This window comes from Caulobacter sp. CCG-8, assembly GCF_037402475.1.
Lineage (GTDB): Bacteria > Pseudomonadota > Alphaproteobacteria > Caulobacterales > Caulobacteraceae > Caulobacter.
The window spans coordinates 129,403-153,641 of record NZ_JBBEUD010000008.1 but is presented as its reverse complement, the minus strand read 5'-3'; the positions used below and the strand labels follow the sequence as shown (position 1 = coordinate 153,641).

At 69.3% G+C, this 24,239-nt stretch carries 19 protein-coding genes; 17 read left to right on the top strand and 2 right to left on the bottom strand.

Annotation, left to right across the window (positions count from 1 at the left end):
- The first annotated feature begins 7 nt into the window (after window positions 1-7).
- The 15 genes from WAE60_RS10070 to WAE60_RS10000 all read left to right on the top strand — a co-directional run bounded on the left by WAE60_RS10070 (window position 8) and on the right by WAE60_RS10000 (window position 22,373).
- Complete coding sequence (locus WAE60_RS10070; protein WP_337686089.1) at window positions 8-1,459, top strand: NAD-dependent succinate-semialdehyde dehydrogenase; 1,452 nt, start codon at window positions 8-10, stop codon at window positions 1,457-1,459.
- Between the two features lie 196 nt (window positions 1,460-1,655).
- Window positions 1,656-3,044, top strand: coding sequence for an aspartate aminotransferase family protein (locus WAE60_RS10065; RefSeq protein ID WP_337686087.1), 1,389 nt, complete (start codon window positions 1,656-1,658; stop codon window positions 3,042-3,044).
- 199 nt (window positions 3,045-3,243) lie between these two features.
- Window positions 3,244-4,629, top strand: a complete 1,386-nt coding sequence (locus tag WAE60_RS10060) for a glutamine synthetase family protein (protein ID WP_337686085.1) — start codon at window positions 3,244-3,246, stop codon at window positions 4,627-4,629.
- A gap of 95 nt (window positions 4,630-4,724) precedes the next feature.
- Window positions 4,725-5,825: a spermidine/putrescine ABC transporter substrate-binding protein gene (locus WAE60_RS10055; RefSeq protein WP_337686084.1), complete on the top strand. Its 1,101-nt coding sequence runs from the start codon at window positions 4,725-4,727 to the stop codon at window positions 5,823-5,825.
- Between the two features lie 156 nt (window positions 5,826-5,981).
- A complete protein-coding gene (locus WAE60_RS10050; protein WP_337686082.1) occupies window positions 5,982-6,875 on the top strand; it encodes an ABC transporter permease in 894 nt (297 codons plus the stop codon).
- Window positions 6,876-7,026: 151 nt separating this feature from the next.
- Window positions 7,027-7,881, top strand: a complete 855-nt coding sequence (locus WAE60_RS10045) for an ABC transporter permease (RefSeq protein ID WP_029907786.1) — start codon at window positions 7,027-7,029, stop codon at window positions 7,879-7,881.
- A 136-nt stretch (window positions 7,882-8,017) separates the two neighbouring features.
- Window positions 8,018-9,142: an ABC transporter ATP-binding protein gene (locus WAE60_RS10040; protein ID WP_029907784.1), complete on the top strand. Its 1,125-nt coding sequence runs from the start codon at window positions 8,018-8,020 to the stop codon at window positions 9,140-9,142.
- 154 nt (window positions 9,143-9,296) lie between these two features.
- On the top strand, window positions 9,297-10,082 hold the full coding sequence (locus tag WAE60_RS10035; RefSeq protein WP_337686080.1) for a gamma-glutamyl-gamma-aminobutyrate hydrolase family protein: 786 nt from the start codon (window positions 9,297-9,299) through the stop codon (window positions 10,080-10,082).
- Window positions 10,083-10,202: 120 nt separating this feature from the next.
- Window positions 10,203-11,606, top strand: a complete 1,404-nt coding sequence (locus tag WAE60_RS10030; RefSeq protein WP_337686077.1) for an aspartate aminotransferase family protein — start codon at window positions 10,203-10,205, stop codon at window positions 11,604-11,606.
- A 222-nt stretch (window positions 11,607-11,828) separates the two neighbouring features.
- Window positions 11,829-13,229 carry a glutamine synthetase family protein gene (locus WAE60_RS10025; protein ID WP_029907778.1) on the top strand — a complete coding sequence of 467 codons (1,401 nt, stop codon included), beginning with the start codon at window positions 11,829-11,831 and terminating at the stop codon, window positions 13,227-13,229.
- A gap of 171 nt (window positions 13,230-13,400) precedes the next feature.
- A complete protein-coding gene (locus WAE60_RS10020; RefSeq protein ID WP_337686075.1) occupies window positions 13,401-14,699 on the top strand; it encodes an FAD-binding oxidoreductase in 1,299 nt (432 codons plus the stop codon).
- Between the two features lie 180 nt (window positions 14,700-14,879).
- Window positions 14,880-16,913, top strand: coding sequence for a sulfotransferase (locus tag WAE60_RS10015; RefSeq protein WP_337686073.1), 2,034 nt, complete (start codon window positions 14,880-14,882; stop codon window positions 16,911-16,913).
- Window positions 16,914-17,080: 167 nt separating this feature from the next.
- The gene (locus WAE60_RS10010; RefSeq protein WP_035018138.1) at window positions 17,081-19,408 is read left to right on the top strand and encodes a TonB-dependent receptor; all 2,328 of its coding nucleotides are present in this window, start codon (window positions 17,081-17,083) and stop codon (window positions 19,406-19,408) included.
- A 228-nt stretch (window positions 19,409-19,636) separates the two neighbouring features.
- Window positions 19,637-21,016: an amino acid permease gene (locus WAE60_RS10005; RefSeq protein WP_337686071.1), complete on the top strand. Its 1,380-nt coding sequence runs from the start codon at window positions 19,637-19,639 to the stop codon at window positions 21,014-21,016.
- A gap of 70 nt (window positions 21,017-21,086) precedes the next feature.
- Complete coding sequence (locus tag WAE60_RS10000; RefSeq protein ID WP_337686069.1) at window positions 21,087-22,373, top strand: amidohydrolase family protein; 1,287 nt, start codon at window positions 21,087-21,089, stop codon at window positions 22,371-22,373.
- Between the two features lie 4 nt (window positions 22,374-22,377).
- Here WAE60_RS10000 and WAE60_RS09995 read toward each other — a convergent pair whose 3' ends face one another.
- Window positions 22,378-22,689 carry a hypothetical protein gene (locus WAE60_RS09995; protein ID WP_337686067.1) on the bottom strand — a complete coding sequence of 104 codons (312 nt, stop codon included), beginning with the start codon at window positions 22,687-22,689 and terminating at the stop codon, window positions 22,378-22,380.
- A gap of 160 nt (window positions 22,690-22,849) precedes the next feature.
- Here WAE60_RS09995 and WAE60_RS09990 point away from each other — a divergent pair, with 160 nt between their 5' ends.
- Complete coding sequence (locus WAE60_RS09990; protein WP_029907763.1) at window positions 22,850-23,035, top strand: hypothetical protein; 186 nt, start codon at window positions 22,850-22,852, stop codon at window positions 23,033-23,035.
- A gap of 265 nt (window positions 23,036-23,300) precedes the next feature.
- Entirely contained in the window at window positions 23,301-23,540 is a 240-nt protein-coding gene (locus tag WAE60_RS09985; RefSeq protein ID WP_029907761.1) for a hypothetical protein, read from the top strand.
- On the opposite strand, the gene WAE60_RS09980 is transcribed toward WAE60_RS09985, so the two are convergent.
- On the bottom strand, window positions 23,537-24,157 hold the full coding sequence (locus WAE60_RS09980) for a TetR family transcriptional regulator C-terminal domain-containing protein (RefSeq protein ID WP_337686064.1): 621 nt from the start codon (window positions 24,155-24,157) through the stop codon (window positions 23,537-23,539). The genes WAE60_RS09985 and WAE60_RS09980 overlap by 4 nt on opposite strands.
- Between the last annotated feature and the right edge of the window lie 82 nt (window positions 24,158-24,239).

The window sequence follows — 24,239 nt, the reverse complement described above, 5'->3', positions numbered from 1 at the left end:
TGACCCAATGACCTTCAAGACCCTGGAACTCGTCGAAACCGCCGCCTTCATCGACGGCCTCTGGATCGAGAGCGAAACCACCTTCCAGGTGCTGAACCCGGCCGACGGGTCGGTGATCGCCGAGGTCGCCGACCTGGGGCCGTCCGAGACCAAGGTGGCCATCGAGGCCGCCCATCGCGCCTTCCCAACCTGGGCGGCGAGGACCGCCAAGGAGCGCGGGGCGATCCTGCGCAAATGGTCCGACCTGATGCTGGCCCACACCGAGGCCCTGGCCCGGCTGATGACCGCCGAGCAGGGCAAGCCGCTGGCGGAGTCGCGCGGCGAGGTGGCCTATGGCGCGGCGTTCATCGACTGGTTCGCCGACGAGGCCAAGCGGGCCTACGGCCACACCATCCCCACCCCGATGCCGGGCAAGCGCCTGGCCTCGATCAAGCAGCCGGTCGGGGTCTGCGCCGCCATCGCGCCGTGGAACTTCCCGATCGCCATGATCACCCGCAAGGTCGGCCCTGCCCTGGCCTCGGGTTGCACCGTGGTGGTCAAGCCGGCGGCCGAGACGCCGCTGTGCGCCCTGGCCATCGCCCGGCTGGCGGTCGAGGCGGGCGTACCGGCCGGCGTGCTGAACGTCGTCACCGGCAAGGACAGCGCCGGCATCGGCAAGGCCCTGTGCGAGGACGCCCGGGTGCGCAAGCTGTCGTTCACCGGCTCGACGCCCGTCGGCAAGACCCTCTACGCCCAGTGCGCCGGCACGATGAAGAAGCTCTCCCTCGAGCTGGGCGGCAACGCGCCCTTCATCGTCTTCGACGACGCCGACCTGGAGGCGGCCGTCGACGGGGCGATCGCCAGCAAGTACCGCAACACCGGCCAGACCTGCGTCTGCGCCAACCGGCTGATCGTGCAGTCGGGCATCCACGACGCCTTCGTCGCGCGGCTGACCGAGAAGGTCGGGGCGATGAAGGTGGGGCCGGGTACGCAGGACGGCGTGACCATCGGCCCGCTGATCAACGACAAGGCCATCGCCAAGGTCGAGGGCCTGGTGCGCGAGGCGGTGGAGCAGGGCGCCCGGGCCACGGTCGGCGGCGCGCGCCACGACCTGGGCGGCCTGTTCTGGCAGCCGACGGTGCTGGTCGACGCGACGCCCGAGATGCGGCTGTTCCAGGAGGAGATCTTCGGCCCGGTCGCCCCGATCGTGAGGTTCGAGACCGAGGAGCAGGCCGTCGAACTGGCCAACGCCACGCCCTTCGGCCTGGCCTCGTATTTCTACAGCAAGGACGTCGCCCGCTGCTGGCGCGTGGCCGAGGCCATCGAGGCGGGGATGGTCGGGATCAACGAGGGCATCATCTCCACCGAGGTCGCGCCGTTCGGCGGGGTCAAGGACTCGGGCCTGGGCCGCGAGGGGTCTTCCGAGGGCTTGGACGAGTATCTGGAGACGAAATACCTGTGCTTCGGCGGGGTGGTATGAGCCAAAACCCTTCCATTACCCTCACACCCGTCATCCTCGGACTTGTTCCGAGGACCCCTCTGTCGGCGGGTTTGCCGTCGGGTGGTCGGGTCGCGACCTCACCGCTCCACGGATCTTCGTTCTTCGCGGCTGAGGCAGGGGTCCTCGGAACAAGTCCGAGGATGACGGTGGTTATGGTTGAAAGGCCGGGGGTGGTATGAGCGGCGCCCCCAAACCCGCCAACGCCCCGATCCTCGCCGACCTGATCCAGGACGAGGCCCGGCGGTTCGTCGCCGAGCATCCGCGGTCGTGCGCGATGTCGCGGCAGTCGGCCGACGTCTGGCGCGGCGGGGCGCCGATGCACTGGATGACCGACTGGGCCAGCCCGTGCCCGATCTTCGCGGCCCAGGGCGTGGGCGCCCAGGTCACCGACGTCGACGGCAAGCTGTATGACGACTTCTGCCTGGCCGACACGCCGGCCATGTTCGGCCACGGCCAGGAGGCGGTGGCCCGCGCCATCGCCGACCAGGCCAAGCGCGGGACCGGCTTCATGCTGCCCACGGCCTCGGCTGTGATCGTCGGCCGGCTGCTGGCCGAGCGCTTCGGCCTGCCGCTGTGGCAGATGGCGACCACGGCCAGCGACGCCAACCGCGCCGCGATCCGCTGGGCGCGGGCGGTGACCCAGCGGCCGGTGATCGTGGTGTTCGACGGCTGCTACCACGGCATGGTCGACGACGCCTTCGTGGTCCTCGAGGCCAATCCTTCCGGTGAAAGCCGGCCGGTCATGAAGCCGGGCCTGCTGGGCCAGGTGCACGACCTGACGGCCACCACCCGCGTCGTGCCGTTCAACGATCCCGAGGCCCTGGCCCAGGCCCTGGCGCCGGGCGACGTCGCCGCCGTCCTGGCCGAGCCGGCCATGACCAATTGCGGGATGATCCTGCCGCAGCCGGGCTTCCTGTCGGTGATGCGCGACCTGACCCGCCAGGCGGGGACCCTGCTGGTCATCGACGAGACCCACACGATCTCGACCGCGCCCGGCGGCTACGCCCGCGCCCATGGGCTGGAGCCCGACATGCTGGTGGTCGGCAAGGCCATCGCCGGCGGCGTGCCGGCCGCGGTCTGGGGCGTGACGGCCGAGCTCTCCGAATGCATGGACCGCGCCGCCGCCCGGATCGGCCCGGGCCAGTCGGGCGTCGGCACCACGCTGTCCGGCAACGCCCTGGCGATCGCCGCCATGCGGGCCATGCTGTCCGAGGTGATGACCGACGCCGCCTACGCCAAGATGCTGGCCGGGGCCGGCCGGCTGGTCGAGGGGCTGCGCGGGGTGATCGCGGCGCGCGGCCTGGCCTGGTCGGTGGTCCACGTGGGCGCGCGGGTCGAGCTGGTCCTCGCCGCCAGCCCGCCGAAAAACGCCGCCGCCATGCGCGAGACGCTGGACCCGGACCTGCTGCACGCGCTTCATCTGTGGCTGATCAACCGAGGGGTGCTGATCGCGCCCTTCCATACGATGATGCTGGTGTCGCCGGTCACCGAGGACGCGGCGATCGATCGTTTGGTCGAGGCGGTGGATGGGTTTGCTGGGGCGCTTGAAGGGCTAGGGACATGACGGGTTCGCGTTTCGACACCCTCTCCCAGAGGGAGAGGGTGGGGCCCGCCGCGAAGCGGTGGGAGGGAGAGGGGTTACGCCTTCGCCGTCCTCGTTCGACCCTTTTCCGGCACCCCGTCCGACACCTTACCCCCTCACCCTCCCACGCTTCGCGTGGGTCCCTCCCTCTCCCCATGGGAGAGGGTGTCGAGAAACGCCCATGACGCTCCCCTTGGTCGCCGACCCGCAGGAATGCCTCGACTTCCTCGCCGCCCATCCGCAGGTGAAGTACGTCGACGTGTTCTTCACCAGCATGACCGGCGTGCCGCGCGGCAAGCGGCTGCGGGTCCACGAGCTGCAGGCGATCTACGAGTACGGGCGCTTCCTGCCCGGCTCGATCCTGGTGGTCGACACCCAGGGTGCCGACTGCGAGGACACGGGCCTGGTCTGGGAGGACGGCGACGCCGACCGCCGGGCGCGGCCCGTGCCCGGGACCCTGACCCTGGCGCCGTGGCTGGGTCCGGACATGGCCCAGGTGATGCTGTCGCTGTACGAGCTGGACGGCGCGGCCAACGACCTGGACCCCCGCCACGTGCTGCGGCGGGTGCTGGACCGCTTCGCCGCCGACGGCCTGACCCCGGTGGTGGCGTGCGAACTGGAATACTACCTGGTCGAACAGCATCGCGGCCCGGCCGGCGAGCTGCTGCCGGCCCGGTCGCTGCAGACCGGCGAAAGGCCGCAGGGCATCCAGGTCTACGGCCTGCCCGAGCTGGAGGCCTACGCCCCGTTCCTGCGCGAGCTGTGGGAGGTGTGCGACGTGCTGGGCGTGCCGCTGGAAGGCGCGATCTCGGAATTCGCCCCGGGCCAGGTGGAGCTGACCCTCAAGCACAAACCCGACGCCCTGCAGGCCGCCGACGACGCCCTCCGCTACAAGCGGGCCGCCAAGGGCGTGGCGCTGAAGCACGCTTGCGAGGCCACCTTCATGGCCAAGCCCTGGGCCGACCAGGCCGGCAACGGCTTCCACGTGCATGTCAGCTTCAACGACGCCGAGGGCAAGAACCTCTGCGCCGCCGACGACCCGGAAGGCTCGCCCCTGCTCAAGCACGCGATCGGCGGCATGAAGGCGCTGATGGCCGACTGCATGGCGATCCTGGCGCCCAACGCCAACAGCTATCGCCGCTTCAAGACCAACAGCTATGCGCCTGTCGCCCCGACCTGGGGCGTCAACAACCGCACGGTCAGTCTGCGCGTGCCGGCCGGCCCGCCGCCGACCCGCCATGTGGAGCACCGCGTGGCCGGGGCCGACGGCAACCCGTATCTGGTGCTGGCTGTCCTGCTGGCCTGCGCCCACCACGGGATCAGCAACAAGATCGATCCGGGCCCGGCGGTGGTCGGCGACGGCTACGCGGCCGCGGCCAAGGAGAAGGTGCGCCTGCCCACCGACTGGTACGCGGCGGTGAACCTGTTCGAGGCCAGCGAGGTGCTGCGCGACTATCTGGGCGAGCGGTTCGTGGAGATGTTCGTCTCGGTCAAGCGCACCGAACAGGCGCGCTTCGCCGAGGTGGTCGGGCAGCTGGATTATGACTGGTATCTGCGCAACGCCTGACGGCGGGACGCTGGGAGTACGGCTTGAGTTGAACGCGGGGTCGGGAGGGTTCCTGATCGCGCAAGGGAAACAACCTCTGGGGAGTCTGTAAGGGCATGAGCACCAACCGCATTCTCGGCACCCGCCGCTCGCTGCTGACCGCCATGGGCGCGGCCGCCATCGGCATCAGCTTCACCGCCTGCGGCCAGAAGCCCCAGGGCGAGGCCGCCAAGTCGGCCAACGGCGAAGAGCCCAAGCTGAACTTCTACAACTGGGACACCTACATCGGCGAGACCACGCTGGGCGACTTCAAGAAGGCCACGGGCGTCGATGTGAACATGAGCCTGTTCGCCACCAACGACGAGCTGTTCGCCAAGCTGAAGGCGGGCAACGCCGGCTACGACGTGATCGTGCCGTCCAACGAGTTCGTCACCCGCATGAGCCAGGCGGGCATGCTGGAGGTGCTGGACCACGCCAAGATCCCCAACATCAAGAACGTCGACCCGGCCTTCCTGAACCCGGACTACGACCCGGGCCGCAAGTACTCGCTGCCCTATACCTGGCTGGTGCTGGGCATCGGCTATCGCAAGTCCAAGGTGAAAGGCGTGCCCGACAGCTGGAAGTACCTGTTCGACAGCGCCCAGTACAACGGCCGCATCGCCCTGCTGTCGGAGAGCGCCGACCTGGTGCGGCTGTGCGCCAAGTACCTAGGCCACAGCGTCAACAACATCCCGCCCGAGATGGTGCAGCAGATCGAGAATATGCTGATCCGCCAGAAGCCCTATGTGAAGGCGTTCCACGACGACAACGGCCAGGACATGCTGGTGGCCGGCGATGTGGACCTGGTGCTGGAGTACAACGGCGACATCGCCCAGGTGATGAAGGACGATCCGGACATCGACTTCGTGATCCCCAAGGAGGGCAGCCTGCTGAACTCCGACACCCTGTGCATCCCCAAGGGCGCGCCGCGTCCGGACAACGCCCACAAGTTCATCAACTACCTGCTGGACGCCCAGGCCGGGGCCGAGATCTCCAAGACGATCCTCTACCCGACGCCCAACGCCGCCGCGAAGGCGCTGATGCCGCCGGACTACAAGGACAACCCCGTGATCTTCCCGTCCGCCGCGGCCCTGGCCAAGTGCGAGTACGGCGCGTTCGAGGGGCCGGAAAAGGCCAGCCTGTACGAGGAAGTCATCACCCGCGTGCGGGCGGCCTGATCGGATCACTTGACTCAAACCGTTGTCATCCCGGCCGAAGCGAAGCGTAGAGCCGGGACCCAGGCGAACCGCACCGCCTCCGCCCGGTCCCCTGGGTCCCGGACAGCCTCTGCGAGGCTTCCGGGATGACAACCTTAGAGCTGGAATAGAGGGACCATGGAGCAATCCTGGAAACAGGCCAAATCCGTCTTCGCCGCGGCGCTCAGCGCGCCGCTGGTGTGGCTGGTGCTGTTCTTCCTGGTCCCGCTGGCCATCGTCTGGGCCTACAGCTTCGGCCACAACGAGGGCCTGACCCAGATCGCCATCACCGGCACGTTCAAGAACTACGCCCGGGCGATCGAGCCGCTGTACCTGAAGATCTTCCTGAAGTCGGCCTGGATGGCGGCCCTGACCACCTTCCTGTGCCTGGTGATCGGCTTCCCGGTCGCCCTGGCCATCACCTTCGCCTCGCAGAAGGCCAAGACCTGGCTGCTGCTGCTGATCATGCTGCCGTTCTGGACGAACCTCTTGATCCGCACCTACGCCCTGATCGCCGTGCTGCGCAACGAGGGCTACATCAACAAGGGGCTGGAGGCGATCTGGACCCTGGCGGCCAAGATCATGCCGCTCCAGCCATTCCAGCCGCTGGAGATGATGCACACCAATTTCGCGGTGGTGGTGGGCCTGGTCTATGTCCACCTGCCGTTCATGGTGCTGCCGCTGTACTCGGCACTGGACCGCCTGGACAAGTCGCTGCTGGAGGCCAGCCTCGACCTGGGCGCGGGCCACATGCGCACCCTGTTCAAGGTGGTGGTCCCCCTGGCCCTGCCGGGCATCGCCTCGGGCGTGCTGATCACCTTCATCCCGGCGCTCGGGGCCTATCTGACGCCCGACCTGCTGGGCGGCCCCGACAGCCAGATGATCGCCAACGTCATCGAGCGCCAGTTCAAGCGCGCCAACGATTGGCCCTTCGGCGCGGCCCTGTCGTTCCTGCTGATGTACCTGACGTTTGTCGCGATCGCGGTGCAGGCGCTGCTGGCGCGCGGCAAGAAGGGGGGGGAACGGGCATGAGCACCTCACTTCCGCACCTCCTGTTGTCATCCCGGAAAGCGCGGAGCGCTTGTCCGGGACCCAGGGCAGCCGCACCGCATCAGCCCGGTCACCTGGGTCCCGGACAGCCCCTGCGGGGCTTCCGGGATGACAACCGTTTGGGGGACTTCTGATGCCGAAGAGATCACCCCCCGGCCCCCTCGAATACCTCCGCCGCTGGCAGATGCAGGCCTGGCTGGCCGCCGTGGGGGTGTTCCTCTACGCGCCGCTGATCGCCCTGATGGCCTTCAGCTTCAACGACAGCCGGCGCAACATCGTCTGGAAGGGCTTCACGCTCAAATACTACGACAAGGCCTTCAACAACTCGTCGCTGATCGAGGCCTTCGCCAACAGCCTGACCATCGCGGCCCTGTGCACGGTGCTGAGCGTGGCCCTGGGGGCCATGGTCGCCCTGGTGCTGTGGCGGTTCCGCTTCCCGGGCAAGACCGTGCTGGACGGGGCCCTGGCCCTGCCGATCGTGGTGCCCGAGATCTGCATGGGCGTGGCCATGCTGGTGTTCTTCGCCAAGGTCCTGCCCTGGCCCGTGGGCCTGCCCTGGCCGCTGAACCTGGGGGCCATCACCATCGCCCACGTCTCGTTCTCGTTCCCGTTCGTGGCGGTGGTGGTCCGCGCCCGCATGGCCAGCTTCAACCGCGAGATGGAGGAGGCCGCCCGCGACCTGGGGGCCGGCGAGTGGCGCACGATCAAGGACGTGATCCTGCCGCACATGGCCCCGTCGCTGGTGGCCGGCGCCCTGCTGGCCTTCACGCTCAGCCTGGACGACTTCGTCATCACCTTCTTCACGGCCGGCCCGGACACCGTGACCTTCCCGGTGAAGGTCTATTCGATGGTCCGGTTCTCGGTGACGCCCGAGGTCAACGCCGCCTCGACCATCCTGATCGTGCTGACCGTGATCCTGACGGCCGTGGCGCTGAAGCTGCAGGGCGACCCGGCGGCGACGGCGGGCGCGCACGGGGACGGCAAATGAACGCCGCCTTCACGCCGATCATCCCCGCGAAAGCGGGGACCCAAGCCGAGCTGGTGATTTCGCTCAGCGCACAGCAAGCCAAGGCCGCTTGGATCCCCGCTTTCGCGGGGATGAGCGGAAGTAGGGGGAGCCGAGGGTGACCAGCCAACCCATCATCACCTTCGAGAACGTCACCAAGCGCTTCGGCAAGCTGGCGGCGGTGGACGACGTGTCGCTGACGGTCACCGAGGGCGAGTTCTTCGCCCTGCTGGGGCCGTCGGGCTGCGGCAAGACCACCCTGCTGCGGATGCTGGCCGGGTTCGAGACGCCCACGGAGGGCCGCATCCTGATCGACGGCCAGGACGTCTCGACCATCCCGCCCAACAAGCGGCCGGTGAACATGGTGTTCCAGTCCTACGCCGTGTTCCCGCACATGAGCGTGGCCGACAACGTCGCCTATGGCCTGAAGGTGGACCGGGTCGGCAAGGCCGAGCGCGACCGGCGGGTGGAGGAGGCGCTGGACCTGGTCCAGCTGCACGGCCTGGCCGGCCGCAAGCCCGACCAGCTGTCGGGCGGACAGAGGCAACGCGTGGCCCTGGCCCGGGCCCTGGTCAAGCGGCCCCGCGTGCTGCTGCTGGACGAGCCGCTGTCGGCCCTGGACGCCAAGCTGCGCGAGCAGATGCGCACCGAGCTGTGCACCCTGCAGGAGAAGGTGGGCATCACCTTCATCATGGTCACCCACGACCAGGACGAGGCCCTGGCCCTGGCGTCGCGCTGCGCGGTCATGAACCGCGGCGTGCTGCAGCAGGTGGCCGGTCCCAGCGACCTCTACGAGTTCCCCAACAGCCGCTTCGTGGCCGACTTCATCGGCAGCGTGAACCTGTTCGAGGGCGTGCTGGCCGTCGACGAGCCCAGCCACGCGGTGGTCAAATCGCCGGACCTGGACTGCGACATCTTCCTGGACCACGGCGTCACCGGCGCGCGCGGCGGCACGGTCTGGGCGGCGCTGCGGCCCGAGAAGATCGAGCTGCACAAGCGCCCCGACGGCGCGCCGCCGCCGAACATGGGCGACTGCCCGGTCGGCCAGAACGCCGTGGCCGGGGTGATCAAGCACGAGGCCTATCTGGGCGGCCAGAGCCTCTACGAGGTCGAGATCAAGAGCGGCCGCCGCATCAAGGTGGCGCGCCAGAACCTGACCCGCTGGGACCAGGAGGACTTCAAGCTGGGCGAGGCCGTGTGGCTGGGTTGGCACGCGTGCTCGCCGGCGGTGTTGTTGAGCTGATCATGACAGGCCCTGCGTCCATACTTGCCCCCACCTGGCGACTTCGTCGCCTGTCCGCCCCCATAGGGGGCGGAGCCTGCGCCGCGAGGCTCTTCCCCCTATGGGGGAAGACGACCGCGAACCGGTCCGTAGGGGGCAAGCAGGGAGGCACGGCATGAGACCCGTCGCCGGGATCATCTGCTGCACCCGCACCGTCGGGATCGAACCGGCCCAGGCGGTGATGAACCGCTATGTCGCCGGCGCGATGAAGTACGCCGACGCCGCGGCCCTGCTGGTGCCGTCGATGCCCGAGCTGATGAAGGCCTCCGAGGTCGCCGCCCGCCTGGACGGCCTGATGCTGACCGGCAGCCCGTCGAACATGGACCCGGCCCTCTACGGCCAGGACGTCCCCGACGCCCCGGGCCCGTTCGACGCCGGGCGCGACACCATGACCGCCGACCTGATCAAGGCCATGCTCGACCTGGGCCGGCCGGTGTTCGGCGTGTGCCGGGGCTTCCAGGAGATCAATGTCGCGTTCGGCGGCACCCTGCGACGCGACATGTCGGCCGACGGCGCGCCCCTGGCCCACCACGCCCCCGACGAGGCCGGCTTCGACGCCATGTTCGACCACGAGCACCGCGTCGACCTGACCCCGCGCGGCGTGCTGGCCACGGCGTTCGGCGCCGAGACCGCCATCGTCAACTCGGTCCACTACCAGGGCGTCGACCGGCTGGGCGAGGGCCTGTTGGTCGAGGCCCGGGCGCCCGATGGCGTGGTCGAGGCGGTGTCGGCCAAGGTCAACGGCGCGCCGGTCCTGGCCGTGCAATGGCATCCGGAATGGAAGCCTGAGCGCAACCCGCAGAGCCAGGCGTTCTTCGAAGTGTTCGGCCGCGCGCTGCGGGGCGAACCCCTCGTTCCGCTCATCCCGGCGCATGCCGGGACCCAGATGGCGGGGCGTTGAGGTGGGGTCCTTGAGCGCAGCGTCCGTCCAGCCCGACCCAGCGCCATAGGATCTGGGTCCCGGCATTCGCCGGGATGAGCGGATTTTAGAGAACAAGAAACGTCCAGGAGAGCACCCCCGATGACCGTCCCGATCCGCAACTACGACATCGCCGAGCTCAAGCGCCTGGACCTGGCCCATCACCTGCCGGCCCAGGCCGACCACAAGGTCATCGCCCAGCTGGGCGGCAGCCGGATCATCACCCGGGCCGACGGCGTCTACATCCATGACGGGGAGGGCCACCAGATCCTGGACGGCATGGCCGGCCTGTGGTGCGTCAATGTCGGCTACGGCCGCGACGAACTGGCCAAGGCGGCCTACGACCAGATGCTGGAGCTGCCGTACTACAACACCTTCTTCAAGACCGCGACGCCGCCGCCGGTGAAGCTGGCGGCCAAGATCGCCGAGAAGATGGGCGGCCATCTGACCCACGTCTTCTACAATTCGTCGGGGTCGGAGGCCAACGACACGGTCTTCCGCCTGGCCCGCCACTACTGGAAACTGAAGGGCCAGCCGCAGCGCAAGGTCTTCATCAGCCGCTGGAACGCCTATCACGGCTCGACCGTGGCCGGCGTCTCGCTGGGCGGCATGAAGCACATGCATGCGCAGGGCGACCTGCCCATCGAGGGCGTCGAGCACGTGATGCAGCCCTATCACTTCGGCGAGGGCTTCGGCGAGGATCCGGCCGCCTTCCGCGACCGGGCGGTGCAGGCGATCGAGGACAAGATCCTGGAGGTCGGCCCCGAGAACGTCGCGGCCTTCATCGGCGAGCCGGTGCAGGGGGCGGGCGGGGTGATCATCCCGCCGGACGGCTACTGGCCGGCGGTCGAGGCCGTGTGCCGCAAGTACGGGATCCTGCTGGTCTGCGACGAGGTGATCTGCGGTTTCGGGCGCCTGGGCCAATGGTTCGGCCACCAGCACTACGGCGTGAAGCCCGACATGATCGCCATGGCCAAGGGCCTGTCGTCCGGCTACCTGCCGATCAGCGCCGTGGGCGTGGCCGACCACATCGTCGCCGAGCTGCGCGAGAAGGGCGGCGACTTCATCCACGGCTTCACCTATTCGGGCCACCCGACCGCGGCGGCCGTGGCCCTGAAGAACATCGAGATCATGGAGCGCGAGGGCCTGGTCGAGCGCACCCGCGACGACACCGGCCCCTACCTGGCCAAGGCCCTGGCCACGCTGAACGACCACCCGCTGGTCGGCGAGACCCGCTCGCTGGGCCTGATCGGCGCGGTCGAGATCGTGCGCGAGAAGGGGACCAATCACCGCTTCCTCGACAAGGAGGGCGAGGCCGGGCCGATCGTGCGCGACCTGTGCATCGCCAACGGCCTGATGGTCCGCGCCATCCGCGACAGCATCGTCTGCTGCCCGCCCCTGATCATCACCCACGCCCAGATCGACGACCTGGTGGCGATCATCAGGAAGTCGCTGGACGAGGCCGAGCCGGTGCTGCGGGCGCTGAAGGCAGAGCCCGTGTCTTGATCCGCACCCCACCGTTGTCATCCCGGCCGAAGCGCAGCGAAGAGCCGGGGCCCAGGGGCCGTGCGCACCGCCCTTGGGTCCCGGACAGCGCTTCGCGCTTCCGGGATGACAACGGGACAGGACGTGAGAACACCTCCTGACGCCCGTCCGTCGTCATGGGACGACGGTGAGATTGTCGCCAAAACTCAAGAGACTAGACTTCGAAAGCGCGAGGAGCGCCCCATGAAGTACAAAGAAAAGAAGTCCAAGCCCGGCCCCAAGACCACGCGCGGGGTGCCCACCCTCGACGATGCGCGCGACTGGTTCTCCCGCCAGAACATCGAGGAGATCGAGTGCGTCGTGCCCGACCTGGCGGGCGTGGCGCGGGGCAAGATCATGCCGGTGCGCAAGTTCCTGGGCGCGCCGTCGATGAACCTGCCGCTGGCGGTGTTCTACCAGACCATCACCGGCGACTTCCCCGAGTTCGAGGGGGCGGTGAACGCGGTGCAGTCCGACACCGACATCTTCCTGACCCCGGACCTGGCCACCCTGGCCGTGGTGCCCTGGGCCCAGGACCCGACCGCCCAGGTGATCCACGACGCCTTCCACCCCGACGGCCGGCCGGTGGAGGAGAGCCCGCGCCAGGTGCTGCGCCGGGTGTTGTCGCTGTACCGCGAGAAGGGCTGGGAGCCGATCGTGGCCCCCGAGATCGAGTTCTACCTGGTCGACAAGAACACCGACCCCGACTACCCGCTGAAGCCGCCGATCGGGCGTTCGGGCCGGCCCGAGACCGGCCGCCAGGGCTACTCCATCGCCGCGGTCAACGAGTTCGACGCCCTGTTCGAGGACATGTACGAGTACTCCGAGCGCCAGGGCCTGGAGATCGACACCCTGATCCACGAGAGCGGCGTGGCCCAGATGGAGATCAACCTCCGCCACGGCAATCCGCTGGAGCTGGCCGACCAGGTGTTCATGATGAAGCGCACCATCCGCGAGGTGGCGCTGGAGCACGACATCTACGCCACCTTCATGGCCAAGCCGATGGCCGCCGAGCCCGGCAGCGCCATGCACATCCACCAGTCGATCCTCGACAAGGACGGCCAGAACCTGTTCTCGAACGCCGACAGCGGCGACGCCACGCCGCTGTTCTACGCCTTCATCGCCGGGCAGCAGCGCTACCTGCCGGCGATCATGGCCATCCTGGCGCCCTACGTGAACAGCTACCGCCGGATCGCGCGCGACAGCGGGGCCCCGGTCAACACCCAGTGGGGCTACGACAACCGCACCTGCGGCCTGCGCGTGCCGCCGTCCGACCCGGCCAATCGCCGCGTCGAGAACCGCATCCCCTCGTCGGACGCCAATCCGTACCTGGCCATGGCGGCGGTGCTGGCGGCCGGCTACCTGGGCATGATCCACAACCTGTCGCCCACCGCCCCGGTCGACACCGACGCCAGCGTGCGCGGCATCGAGCTGCCCCGCTCCCTGCTGGAATCGGTGACCCTGTTCGAGGAGGCCAAGCCCCTGGTCGAGATCCTGGGGACCACCTTCTGCAACGCCTACGCCACGGTGAAGCAGGCCGAGTACGAGACCTTCATGCGCACGATCAGCCCGTGGGAGCGGGAGTTCCTGTTGCTGAATGTCTAGGGCGCTGAATACACCTTCTCCCAGAGGGAGAAGGAGGGGCCCGCCGCGCAGCGGTGGGAGGATGAGGGGTTATGTTGCTGGCCGGCGTGCCGGCACGCCGTCAGCCTCCGTAACCCCTCACCCTCCCAAGCTTTGCTTGGGCCCCTCCCTCTCCCTCTGGGAGAGGGGGCGTTGAACACCGGCCATCCCGCCAGTTCCTGGTATGCCGCCACGGCGACGTCGTTCCCCGCGCTCCCTGGGCTGCAACACGACACCCGCGCCGACGTCTGCGTCGTCGGCGCCGGCTATACCGGCCTGGGCGCGGCGCTTGAGCTGGCCCAGCGTGGCGTCTCCGTCGTCGTGCTCGAGGCCGCCCAGGTCGGCAGCGGCGGGTCGGGGCGCAACGGCGGCCAGGTCCACGCCGGCCAGCGCAACGACCAGGCCTGGCTGGAGAAGACGGTCGGCCGCGACGACGCCCTGGCGCTCTGGACGATGGCCCAGGACGCCCGCGCCCACCTGCTGGCCCTGATCGCCGAGCACGCCATCGCCTGCGACTTCCGCCCCGGCATGATCCACGCCCGCCACAAGCGCGGCGGCGAGGCCGAGGACGCGGCCCACATCGCGCACATGGCCGCGCGCTACGGCTACGACCAGCTGGCCCTGATCGACGACGACGCCCTGGCCCACGAGCTGGGGACCGACGTCTATCACGGCGGCATGGTCGACCGGGGCGGCGGCCACCTGCATCCGCTGAACCTGGCCCTGGGCCTGGCCCGGGCGGCCATGGCGGCGGGGGCTGTGATCTTCGAGCAGACCCGCGCCACGACCTGGCGGCGCGAAGGGACGACGATCCGGGTGGAGGCCTCTTCCAAGGAAGGTGGGGGTGGAACCGTGACCTGCGACCAGTTGATCCTGACCGGCGACGGCTATCTGGACGACCTGGTCGGCGGCGCCGCGCGGGCCCGTGTGATGCCGATCAACAACTTCATCCTGGCCACCGAGCCCTTGGGCGAGCGGGCCGAGACGATCATCCGCTCCAACGCCGCCGTCGCCGACAGCCGGTTCGTGATCAACTATTTCCGCAAGAGCCCCGACGGCCGGCTGATCTTCGGCGGCGGCGAGAACTACCGCCCCGGCTTCCCGCCCGACCTGAAGACCTTCGTGCGGCGGCACATGCTGAAGGTCTATCCGGGCCTGGCCGACGTCGAGGTCACCCACGCCTGGGGCGGGACCCTGGGCATCACCGTCCACCGCGCGCCCTTCGTCCGCGACCTGGCGCCCGGCGTGCGGATCGCGGCGGGCTATTCGGGGCAAGGGGTGATGCTGGCGCCGTGGTTCGGCAAGCTGCTGGCCGACGCGGCCCTGGGCGAGGGGGAGGGGATGGCGCTGCTGTCGCGGCTGCCGACGCCGCCGTTCCCCGGAGGGCGGTTGCTGCGGTGGCCGCTGACGGTGGCGGGGCTCAGTTGGTATGCGATGCGGGATCGGTTGTGAGTCAGAGGCTCACTCACTTGCCCCCACCTGACCGCTTCGCGGTCTGTCCGCCCCCGTAGGGGGCGGAGCGCTCTTCCCCCTCCGGGGGAAGACGGTCGCGAAGCGACCCGTAGGGGGCAAGTGGTCGCCGGCAGGGCGCCGCCGATTGACATCCCCACCGCCCCATCCTCCCATCCTCCCATGTCCACCACGACCACCGAGCCCGCCGGAACCGTCGCCACCGCCCTGGCCCATGCCCGGCGGCTGTTGGGCGTCGACCCGCGGTTGGCCGCCGAGCAGGCCGGGGCGATCCTGGAGGCCGTGCCGCGCCATGCCGAGGCGACGCTGATCCTGGCCACGGCCCTGCGGCTGGCGGGCGACCTCCCGCAGGCCTTGCGGACCCTCGACCCCCTGTCGCGCGCCTTCCTCCAGTCGCCGCCGGTCCAGCTGGAGCACGGCTGGAGCCTGGCCGCCGCCGGCCAGACGCAGGGCGCCGTCGCCGCGTTCCGCCGCGCCGTCGCCGCCGAGCCGGACCTGGCCGAGGCCTGGCGCGGCCTGGCCGAGGCCCTGGAGCTGGTCGGCGACGAGGCCGGCGCCCAGGTCGCCCGGGCCCGGCAGACGGTCCTGCAGATCAAGGGCGGGGTCCGTGACCCGGCCCTGATGGCCGCCGCCGGCGCCCTGGTCGACGGCAAGCCCGGCGAGGCCGAGAAGGCTCTGCGCGCGCTGCTGGACACCCGCCCCGACGACCCGGCGGCGCTGCGCATGCTGGCCGAGGCCGTGGCCCGGCTGGGTCGGCAGGAAGAGGCCGAGACCCTGCTGGTCCGCTGCCTGGAGATCGCGCCGGGCTTCACCGCCGCCCGCCAGAACCTGGCCACGGTCCTCTACCGGCTGGGCCGGTCCGAGGACGCCCTGGTCCAGCTGGAGCGCCTGCTGGCCGACGAGCCGCGCAACCCCGCCCACCTGAACCTCAAGGCCGCCGCCCTGGCGCGGATCGGCGAATACGCCCAGTCCATCGCCATCTACGAGGACGTGCTGGCCCGCCATCCGCAGCAGCCCAAGGGCTGGATGAGCTACGGCCACGCCCTGAAGACCGTCGGCCGCGCCGCCGACTGCGCGGCCGCCTACCGCAAGGCCGTCGACCAGGCCCCCTCGCTGGGCGAGGCCTGGTGGAGCCTGGCCAACATGAAGACCTGGCGCTTCGACGAGGCCGACCTGGCGGCGATGGAGGCGCAGCTGGCGCGGGCCGACCTGTCCGACGACGACCGCCTGCACCTGGACTACGCCCTGGGCAAGGCCCACGAGGACGCCGGCCGCTGGGCGCGGTCGTTCGAGCACTACGCGCGCGGCGCGGCCCTGCGCCGGGCCCAGCTGGCCTACGATCCCGAGCGCAACCGCCGGCACGTGGCGCGGTCCAAGGCGGTGCTGACCGCCGACCTGTTCGCCGAGCGGGCCGGGCAGGGCTGCCCGGCGCCGGACCCGATCTTCGTCCTGGGCCTGCCGCGCTCGGGCTCGACCCTGGTGGAGCAGATCCTGGCCAGCCACTCGGCCGTCGAGGGCACCATGGAGCTGCCCGACATCGGCGCGATCGCCAAGCGGCTGGGCGGGGCCAAGAGCTCGCGCGAGCCCTCGGCCTATCCCGAGATCCTGGCCGACCTGGACCCCGACCAGCTGGCGGCCCTGGGGCAGGAGTTCCTCGACCGCACCCGGGTGCAGCGCAAGACCGGCCGGCCGCTGTTCATCGACAAGATGCCCAACAACTGGGCCCACGTCGGCCTGATCGCCCTGACCCTGCCGAACGCCAAGATCATCGACGCCCGCCGCCACCCGATGGGCTGCTGCTTCTCCGGCTTCAAGCAGCACTTCGCCCGCGGCCAGGCCTTCAGCTACGGCCTGGACGACATCGGCCGCTACTACGCCGACTACGTGGAGCTGATGGCCCATTTCGACGCCGTGCTGCCGGGCCGCGCGCACCGCGTGATCTACGAAGAGATGGTCGTCGACCCGGAAGCCCAGATCCGCGCGCTGCTGGACTATTGCGGCCTGCCGTTCGAGGAAAGCTGTCTGAACTTCCACGAAAACGACCGCGCCGTGCGCACCGCAAGCTCAGAGCAGGTGCGCCGCCCGATCTTCAAGGACGCGGTCGAGCATTGGCAGAACTACGAATCGTGGCTGGACCCCCTGAAGTCCGCCCTGGGACCCGTCCTGACCTGTTACCCCGCCGCGCCTGAATTTTGATCACTCGCTCCGGACCCTGCCATTTCTGCAACAGTCGGCGGAATTGACGTTCGTTTGAATTTTGATCCTTGCGGGTCCGTAACCACGGGATGACCATCGTTCACCTAACGTGTTCCGGGGGAGCGATAATGCCGTTGACTAAGCGTAGTGCGCACGGATCGTCCAAGATGGCGGTCTGGACCACGGCCCTTCTGGCTTCATCCATGCTGACGGCGGTCACCGCCCACGCGCAGGCGCAATCGGGGGGCTCGGTGGCGCTGGAAGAGGTGGTCGTCACCGCCCAGAAGCGTTCCGAGAACCTGCAGGACGTGCCGGTCAGCATCCAGGCCCTGGGCGAGGCCAAGCTGGAGCAGCTGCAGGTCCAGAACTTCACCGACTATGTGAAGTACCTGCCCAGCGTGTCGTTCCAGACCACCTCGCCGGGCTTCTCCAACGTCTACATGCGCGGCGTGGCCAGCGGCGGCGACGGCAACCACTCGGGCCCGCTGCCCAGCGTCGGCATCTATCTGGACGAACAGCCGATCACCACGATCCAGGGCGCGCTGGACATCCACATCTACGACATCGCCCGGGTCGAGGCCCTGGCCGGGCCGCAGGGCACGCTGTACGGCGCCAGCTCGCAAGCCGGCACCCTGCGGATCATCACCAACAAGCCCACGACCGCCGGCTTCAGCGCCGGCTACGACATCGAGGGCAACGTCATCGACCACGGCGACCCGGGCTACGTGCTGGAGGGCTTCGTCAACCAGCCGCTCAGCGACAAGGTCGCCGTGCGCCTGGTGGGCTGGGCCGAGCACCAGGGCGGCTTCATCGACAACGTCGCCGGGTCGCGCACCTACCCGACCTCGGGCGTGACGGTCAGCAACGGCTACCGGATCAAGGACAACTACAACGACGTCGACGTCTACGGCGGCCGCGCGGCCCTGCGGGTCGAGGCCGGCGACAACTGGGTGATCACGCCCTCGATCATGGCCCAGCAGGAAAAGGTCGGCGGCCTGTTCTCGTACGACCCGTCGGTCGGCGACCTGAAGGTCGCGCACTACTATCCGGAAAGCTCGAACGACAAGTGGTGGCAGGCGGCCATGACGGTCGAGGGCCAGATCGCCAACCTCGACGTGGTCTATGCCGGCTCGTATCTCGACCGCGACGTCGACACCCACCAGGACTACACCGACTACTCGTACTTCTACGACACCCTGGCCGGCTACGGCGCCTACTGGACCGACAACGCCGGCAACCCGGTGGACCCGTCGCAGTACATCACGGGCCACGACGCCTACAGCAAGGTCAGCCACGAAATCCGGGTCTCGACCCCGCAGGACAAGCGCTTCCGCGTGGTGGGCGGGCTGTTCTACCAGCGCCAGACCCACGGCATCTATCAGAACTACCAGATCGACGCGCTGGGCACCGACCTGTCGGTGCCGGGCTATCCGCACACCATCTGGCTGACCCAGCAGAAGCGGGTCGACCGCGACAGCGCCGCGTTCGGCGAGGCGGCGTTCGACATCACCGACAAGCTGACCGTGACGGCCGGCATCCGCTTCTTCAAGGCCGACAACAGCCTGAAGGGCTTCTACGGCTACGGCCTGGGCTACAGCTCGGGCACGGGCGAGGGCGCCTGCTTCACCGGCCCCGAGATCGAGGGCTCGCCCTGTACGAACCTCGACAAGCGGACCAAGGAGAAGGGCAACACGCCGAAGGTGAACCTCACCTACAAGGTCGACGAGGACAAGCTGGTCTACGTCACCTATTCGGAAGGCTTCCGGCCGGGCGGCATCAACCGGCGCGGCACCCTGCCGCCCTACAGCTCCGACTACCTGAAGAACTACGAGTTCGGCTGGAAGACCACCTGGGCCGACAACCGCTTCCGCTGGAACGGCGCGGTCTTCCTCGAGAAGTGGAACGGCTTCCAGTTCGCCCTCTTGGGCGCCAACGGCCTGACCGAGATCAAGAACGCCGGCGCCGCCGAGATCAAGGGCGTGGAGACCGACTTCACCTTCGCGGTCAGCCACGGCTTCACGATCAACGGCTCGGCGGCCTACACCGACGCGGCCCTGACCAAGAACTACTGCGGCTTCGTCGACGCCTCGGGCAATCCGGAAACCGACTGCCCCGATCCCGAGGCCCCGGACGGCACGGCCCTGCCGGTGACGCCGAAGTTCAAGGCCAACATCACCGCCCGCTACGAGTTCGACCTGAACGGCTACGACGCCTTCGTCCAGGGCTCGGCGGCCGGCCAGACCAGCAACTGGACCGACCTGCGGATCCTGGAGCGCGGCATCATCGGCAAGCAGTCGGGCTACGCCACCGCCGACTTCTCGGCCGGGGTCGGGCGCGACAACTGGACCTTCCAGGCCTTCCTCGAAAACGCCTTCGACAAGCGCGCCAGCCTGAACCGCTACGCCGAATGCGCCGAGACCGTCTGCGGAACCCAGGTCTACATCGTGCCCAACCAGCCGCGGACCTTCGGGGTGAAGTTCGGGCAGAAGTTCTAGGGACGGCGCCTTGGTTGGGGACAGGCGCATGCGCCTGTCCCCATTCCAATCACCCGCTCATCCCGGCGAATGCCGGGACCCAGATGGAAGGGCGGTGTGGCTGACGCCAAGAGCGCCGAGCTCTTCCAATCAGCCTCTCAGTTCCAGGATCTGGGTCCCGGCATTCGCCGGGATGAGCGGTGTTTGGAGGGCATGGACGAACCTCTGTTCCCGTGAAAGCGTAACCGCATGACAGAGACCCAAGAGAAGGTCCCCATTCCTCAAGCCACGGGCCCCAAGGCCCTGGGCTTCTGGATGTGCACGGCGCTGGTCGTCGGCAACATGATCGGCTCGGGCGTGTTCATGCTGCCCGCCTCCCTGGCCCCCTACGGCTGGAACGCGGTGTTCGGCTGGCTGGTGACGATCGCCGGCGGCCTCGCCCTGGCCTTCGTGTTCGCGGGGCTGTCGCGCGAGTTCCCCAAGGCCGGCGGGCCCTACGCCTACACCCAGGAGGCCTTCGGGCCGCTGGTCGGGTTCATGGTGGCGTGGAGCTACTGGATCTCGCTGTGGGTCGGCAACGCCGCCATCGCCACGGGGGCGGTCAGCTACCTGTCGGTGATCTTCCCGGCCATCGCCAAGGTGCCGGGCATGCACCTGCTGGTCACCCTGGGCGCGGTCTGGACGATGGTCGGAATCAACATCGCCGGCGCCCGCCTGGCCGGCGGGGTGCAGGTGGTGACGACGGTGCTGAAGCTGCTGCCGCTGGTGGCCGTGGCGGGCCTAGCCTTCTGGATCATCGGCCGCGGCCCAAGCGCTCCCGGGGGCGTCAGCCTGACCCCGTTCCGCCCCGCCGACATCCATCCCGGCGCGATCACCGCCGCCGCCACCCTGACCCTGTGGGCGCTGCTGGGCCTGGAGTCGGCCACGGTCCCGGCCGGCAAGGTGGTCGACCCCACCCGCACCATCCCGCGCGCCACCCTGGCCGGGACGGTGTTCACCGGCCTGATCTACCTGCTGGTCTGCTCGGCGGTGGTGCTGCTGACCCCGGTCGACGCGCTGAAGACGTCCAACGCCCCGCTGTCGGACTTCGTCGGCCGCTGGTGGGGGCCGGCGGCCGGCCAGCTGCTGGCCCTGTTCGCGGCGATCAGCGCCTTCGGGGCCCTGAACGGCTGGGTGCTGCTGCAGGGCGAGATGCCCTACGCCATGGCGAGGGGCGGGGTGTTCCCGGCCTTCCTGGCCAAGGAGTCGAAACGCGGCACGCCCGCCCGCGCCCACCTGATGTCGGCCGGCTTCCTGACCGTGCTGGTGGCGATGAACTACGCCAAGTCGATGGCCGAGGTCTTCACCTTCATCGCCCTGCTGGCCACCACGGCCTCGCTGTTCACCTACCTGGCCTGCGCCCTGGCGGCGCTGAAGCTGCAGGCGGCCCGGCGGATCACCCCGACCCTGGCCCTGACCGTCATCGCCGTCCTGGCCGGGCTCTACGCGGTCTTCACCCTGGTGGGGGCCGGCAAGGAGGCCGTCCTCTGGGGCATAGCCCTGCTGGCCGTGGGGGCGCCGTTCTACTGGCTGACCCGGGGCAGGGGCTCCGGGGCGAAGGAGGGGACACACACTCACCCCGCCGCCTAGCCGATTTCACACAGGTCGCGGGGTGAGTGTGTGTCCCCCTCTCAACCCCCGGCCCCTCAGGACGAACACCATGATCCGCACCGCCGTACTGGCCGCCGCCCTTGTGCTCGCGCCGCTCGCCACCCCCTCGGTGTCTTGGGCCGCCCCCGTCTACGTCCACGCCGGCAAGCTGGTCGACACCCTGCAGGGCAAGGTGCTGACCGACCAGATGATCACCATCGACGGCGAGCGGATCGTGGCGGTCGGGCCGTGGAAGGCCGCCCCCGCCGACGGCAAGGTCGTCGACTGGTCCAAGCGCATGGTGCTGCCCGGCCTGATCGACATGCACACCCACCTGGTCGACCAGGAGCAGACCGAGAACATCGCCGAGCCCCTGCTGACCACGGCCGCCTACCAGGCCTATATCGGCGCCGACCACGCGCGGAAGACCCTGGAGGCCGGCTTCACCAGCGTGCGCGACGTCGGCACCTGGCGGGCGTTCGGCGACGTGGCCCTGCGCGACGCGATCGACAACGGCCTGGTGCCTGGCCCGCGCATGTCGGTGGCCGGCGCCTACATCACCATCCCCGGCGGCGGGGGCGAGATCACCGGCATCGCCGACGACGTGAAGCTGCCCGACGAGATGCGGGTGGGCGTGGTCACCGACGCCGCCGACGCCCGGCGCAAGGCCGCCAACATCCTGGCCCACCACGCCGACTTCTTGAAACTGATCGCCACCGGCGCGGTCCTGACCGTCGGCACCGAGCCCGGCCAGCAGGAGCTGACCGAGGACGAGATGCGCGCGGCCATCCAGGAGGCCGCCCGCCGCGGGACCTACGCCACCGCCCACGCCCATGGGGCCGAGGGCATGAAGTCGGCCATGCGGGCGGGCGTGCGCTCGATCGAGCACGGCTCGCTGATGGACGACGAGGCCATCGCCATGATGAAGGCCAAGGGCGTGTTCCTGGTGGCCGACATCTATGACGGCGACTGGATCGACGCCTACGGCAAGGCCCACGGCTGGCCGGCCGAGACCCTGCGCAAGAACTACGAGACCACCCAGGCCCAGCGCGAAGGCTTCCGCAAGGCGGTGAAGGCCGGGGTCAAGATCGCCTACGGCACCGACGCCGGCGTCTATCCGCACGGCCTGAACGCCCGGCAGATGAAGTACATGGTGCAGTGGGGCATGACCCCGATGCAGGCCGTCCAGTCGGCCACCACCGTGGCGGCCGAGCTGATGGGCAAGACCGACGTCGGCGCCGTCGCCCCCGGCCGCTACGCCGACCTGATCGCCGTCGACGGCGACGCCATGGCCGACGTCTCGGTGCTGGAGCACGTCAGCGCGGTGATGAAGGGCGGGGTGGTGGTGAAGGACTGAGCGCCTAGCCGCCGCGCGCGACGGCGGTCGCGAAGGCGGCCAGGATCACGGCGATCCAGACGCCCGTGGCGATCCACGACCGGATGACGGCGCGCGACAGTTCGGGGTCGTTCAGGCGGAAGGGCGCGCGGCTGCAGTAGAAGCGGCCCGCGGCGTCGCGGGCGGCGAAGGAATAGCCCTGGAAGGTCCGCCAGAGGTCCGGATGCCGCTGGGCCAGGATGCTGCTAACCTGGGCGTAGCGGAACATCGAGATCGCGCCGGCCGCCATGTTGGCGAGAATGAAGGCCAGGAGGAGAAGGGCGTCGGTCAGGCTCATGTCACGGCTCGAAGCGTGACCACAGCATAGGGCGGGGCGATCGGTTTGAAAGCTCCGTTCGGGAAAAGGTCTTCCAGGCGCAATTGCCGCAACGTCGTTGAGCGAATCGCAACCTACAACTTAAGCGTCCCGTTAACCTTTGAGGCGCACCGTCCGTACCATGATCACTCGCCTCCTCATCGCCACCGGTCAGCTGGTCGTCTCCTTCGGGGCGGCCCTGCCGCTCGGCGATCGCCTGCTCGACTCCCGCTACAGCGACGACGAGGGCGAGCACCTGATGTGGGGACTGGGCTTCTATGTCAGCCTGATCCTCGCCGTGGTCTCGCTGTTCGTCTGGAAGCACTAGGAACGGCCGAAGGAGGGGACACACACTCGCCCCTCGCGCCGTGACGATTTTCGAGGCCGCACCGCGAGTGTGTGTCCCCCGTGTCGTCCGCGCATTTCCTTTTATCACTCGAGCCGCCGCAATCTTGCCTGGGGATTCACCAAAAGTCCGCTTGGCGTGGCTCCTGCAGTGTGCAATGCAACACGATGTTGCTGTGCAGCATTGAAACAGCTGTCATGCACGCGCGGTAAGACCGACGCTGAGTGAGCATAAAGGAGTGATCCCCATGGCCGACGAACACACCTACTTCGTTCGACCCGTCTCCGGCGTCTGGCACGTGACCTGGAACGACGCCCCCGACCTGATCGGCTCCTATCCCGCCCAGCCCGAAGCCGTCGGCGTGGCCGAGATGCTGGCCCGCCACATGCGCACCCAGGGCAAGACCGCCCGGGTGTCGGTCTCCGAACCGGAAGTCCGCCGCGCCAGCTGGGGCCGCGCGAGCCTCGGCGCCCAGGCGGCGGCTTAAAACTCACCTTCTCCCTCTGGGAGAGGGGTCAGGTAAGAGGCCGCCAGCCGCTCGGCGATCGCTCCCGCCTCGGCCGGGGTGAACACGGTCTCGTCCAGGCACAGCTCCAGCCACAGCCCGTCCACGACGGCCGTCAGGCCGATGGCGGCCAGCCTTGCGTCCACCGACGGATCGCAGGCCGCCAGCAGCTCTTCCAGCCGCGCGCGATAGCCGGCATAGGTGCGCCGGTGGATCGCCGCGACGCCGGCGTCCACCTTCACCAGGCTCCAGAAGGCCAGCCAGGTGGCCAGCAGGTCCGGGTCCAGCACCGGCGGGGCGAAGCTGGCGGTCAGATAGGCCGACAAGCGCGCGCGGGGATCGCCGCCCGCCGCCTCGACCGCCGCCTCCAGCGCCGCGTCGATCCGCGCCCCGGTCGCCTCGTAGGTCGCGGCGATCAGGGCGTCGACGCCGTCGAAATAGTGCCGCAGCAGGCCGGCGCTGACCCCCGCCTCGGCGCAGATCGTCCGCACGGAGGCGCCGGCCACGCCCTTGGCCGCCAGCACCCGGGCGGCGGCCTCGATCAGCGCCGTGCGGCGGACGTCGGGGGCCTCGCGGGTGAAGGCGGCGCGGGGGGTCATGGTTGAAGGCCCAGAGCATCCAAAACAGTTGTCATCCCGGAAGCCCCGCAGGGGTTGTCCGGGACCCAGGGGACCGGGCGAA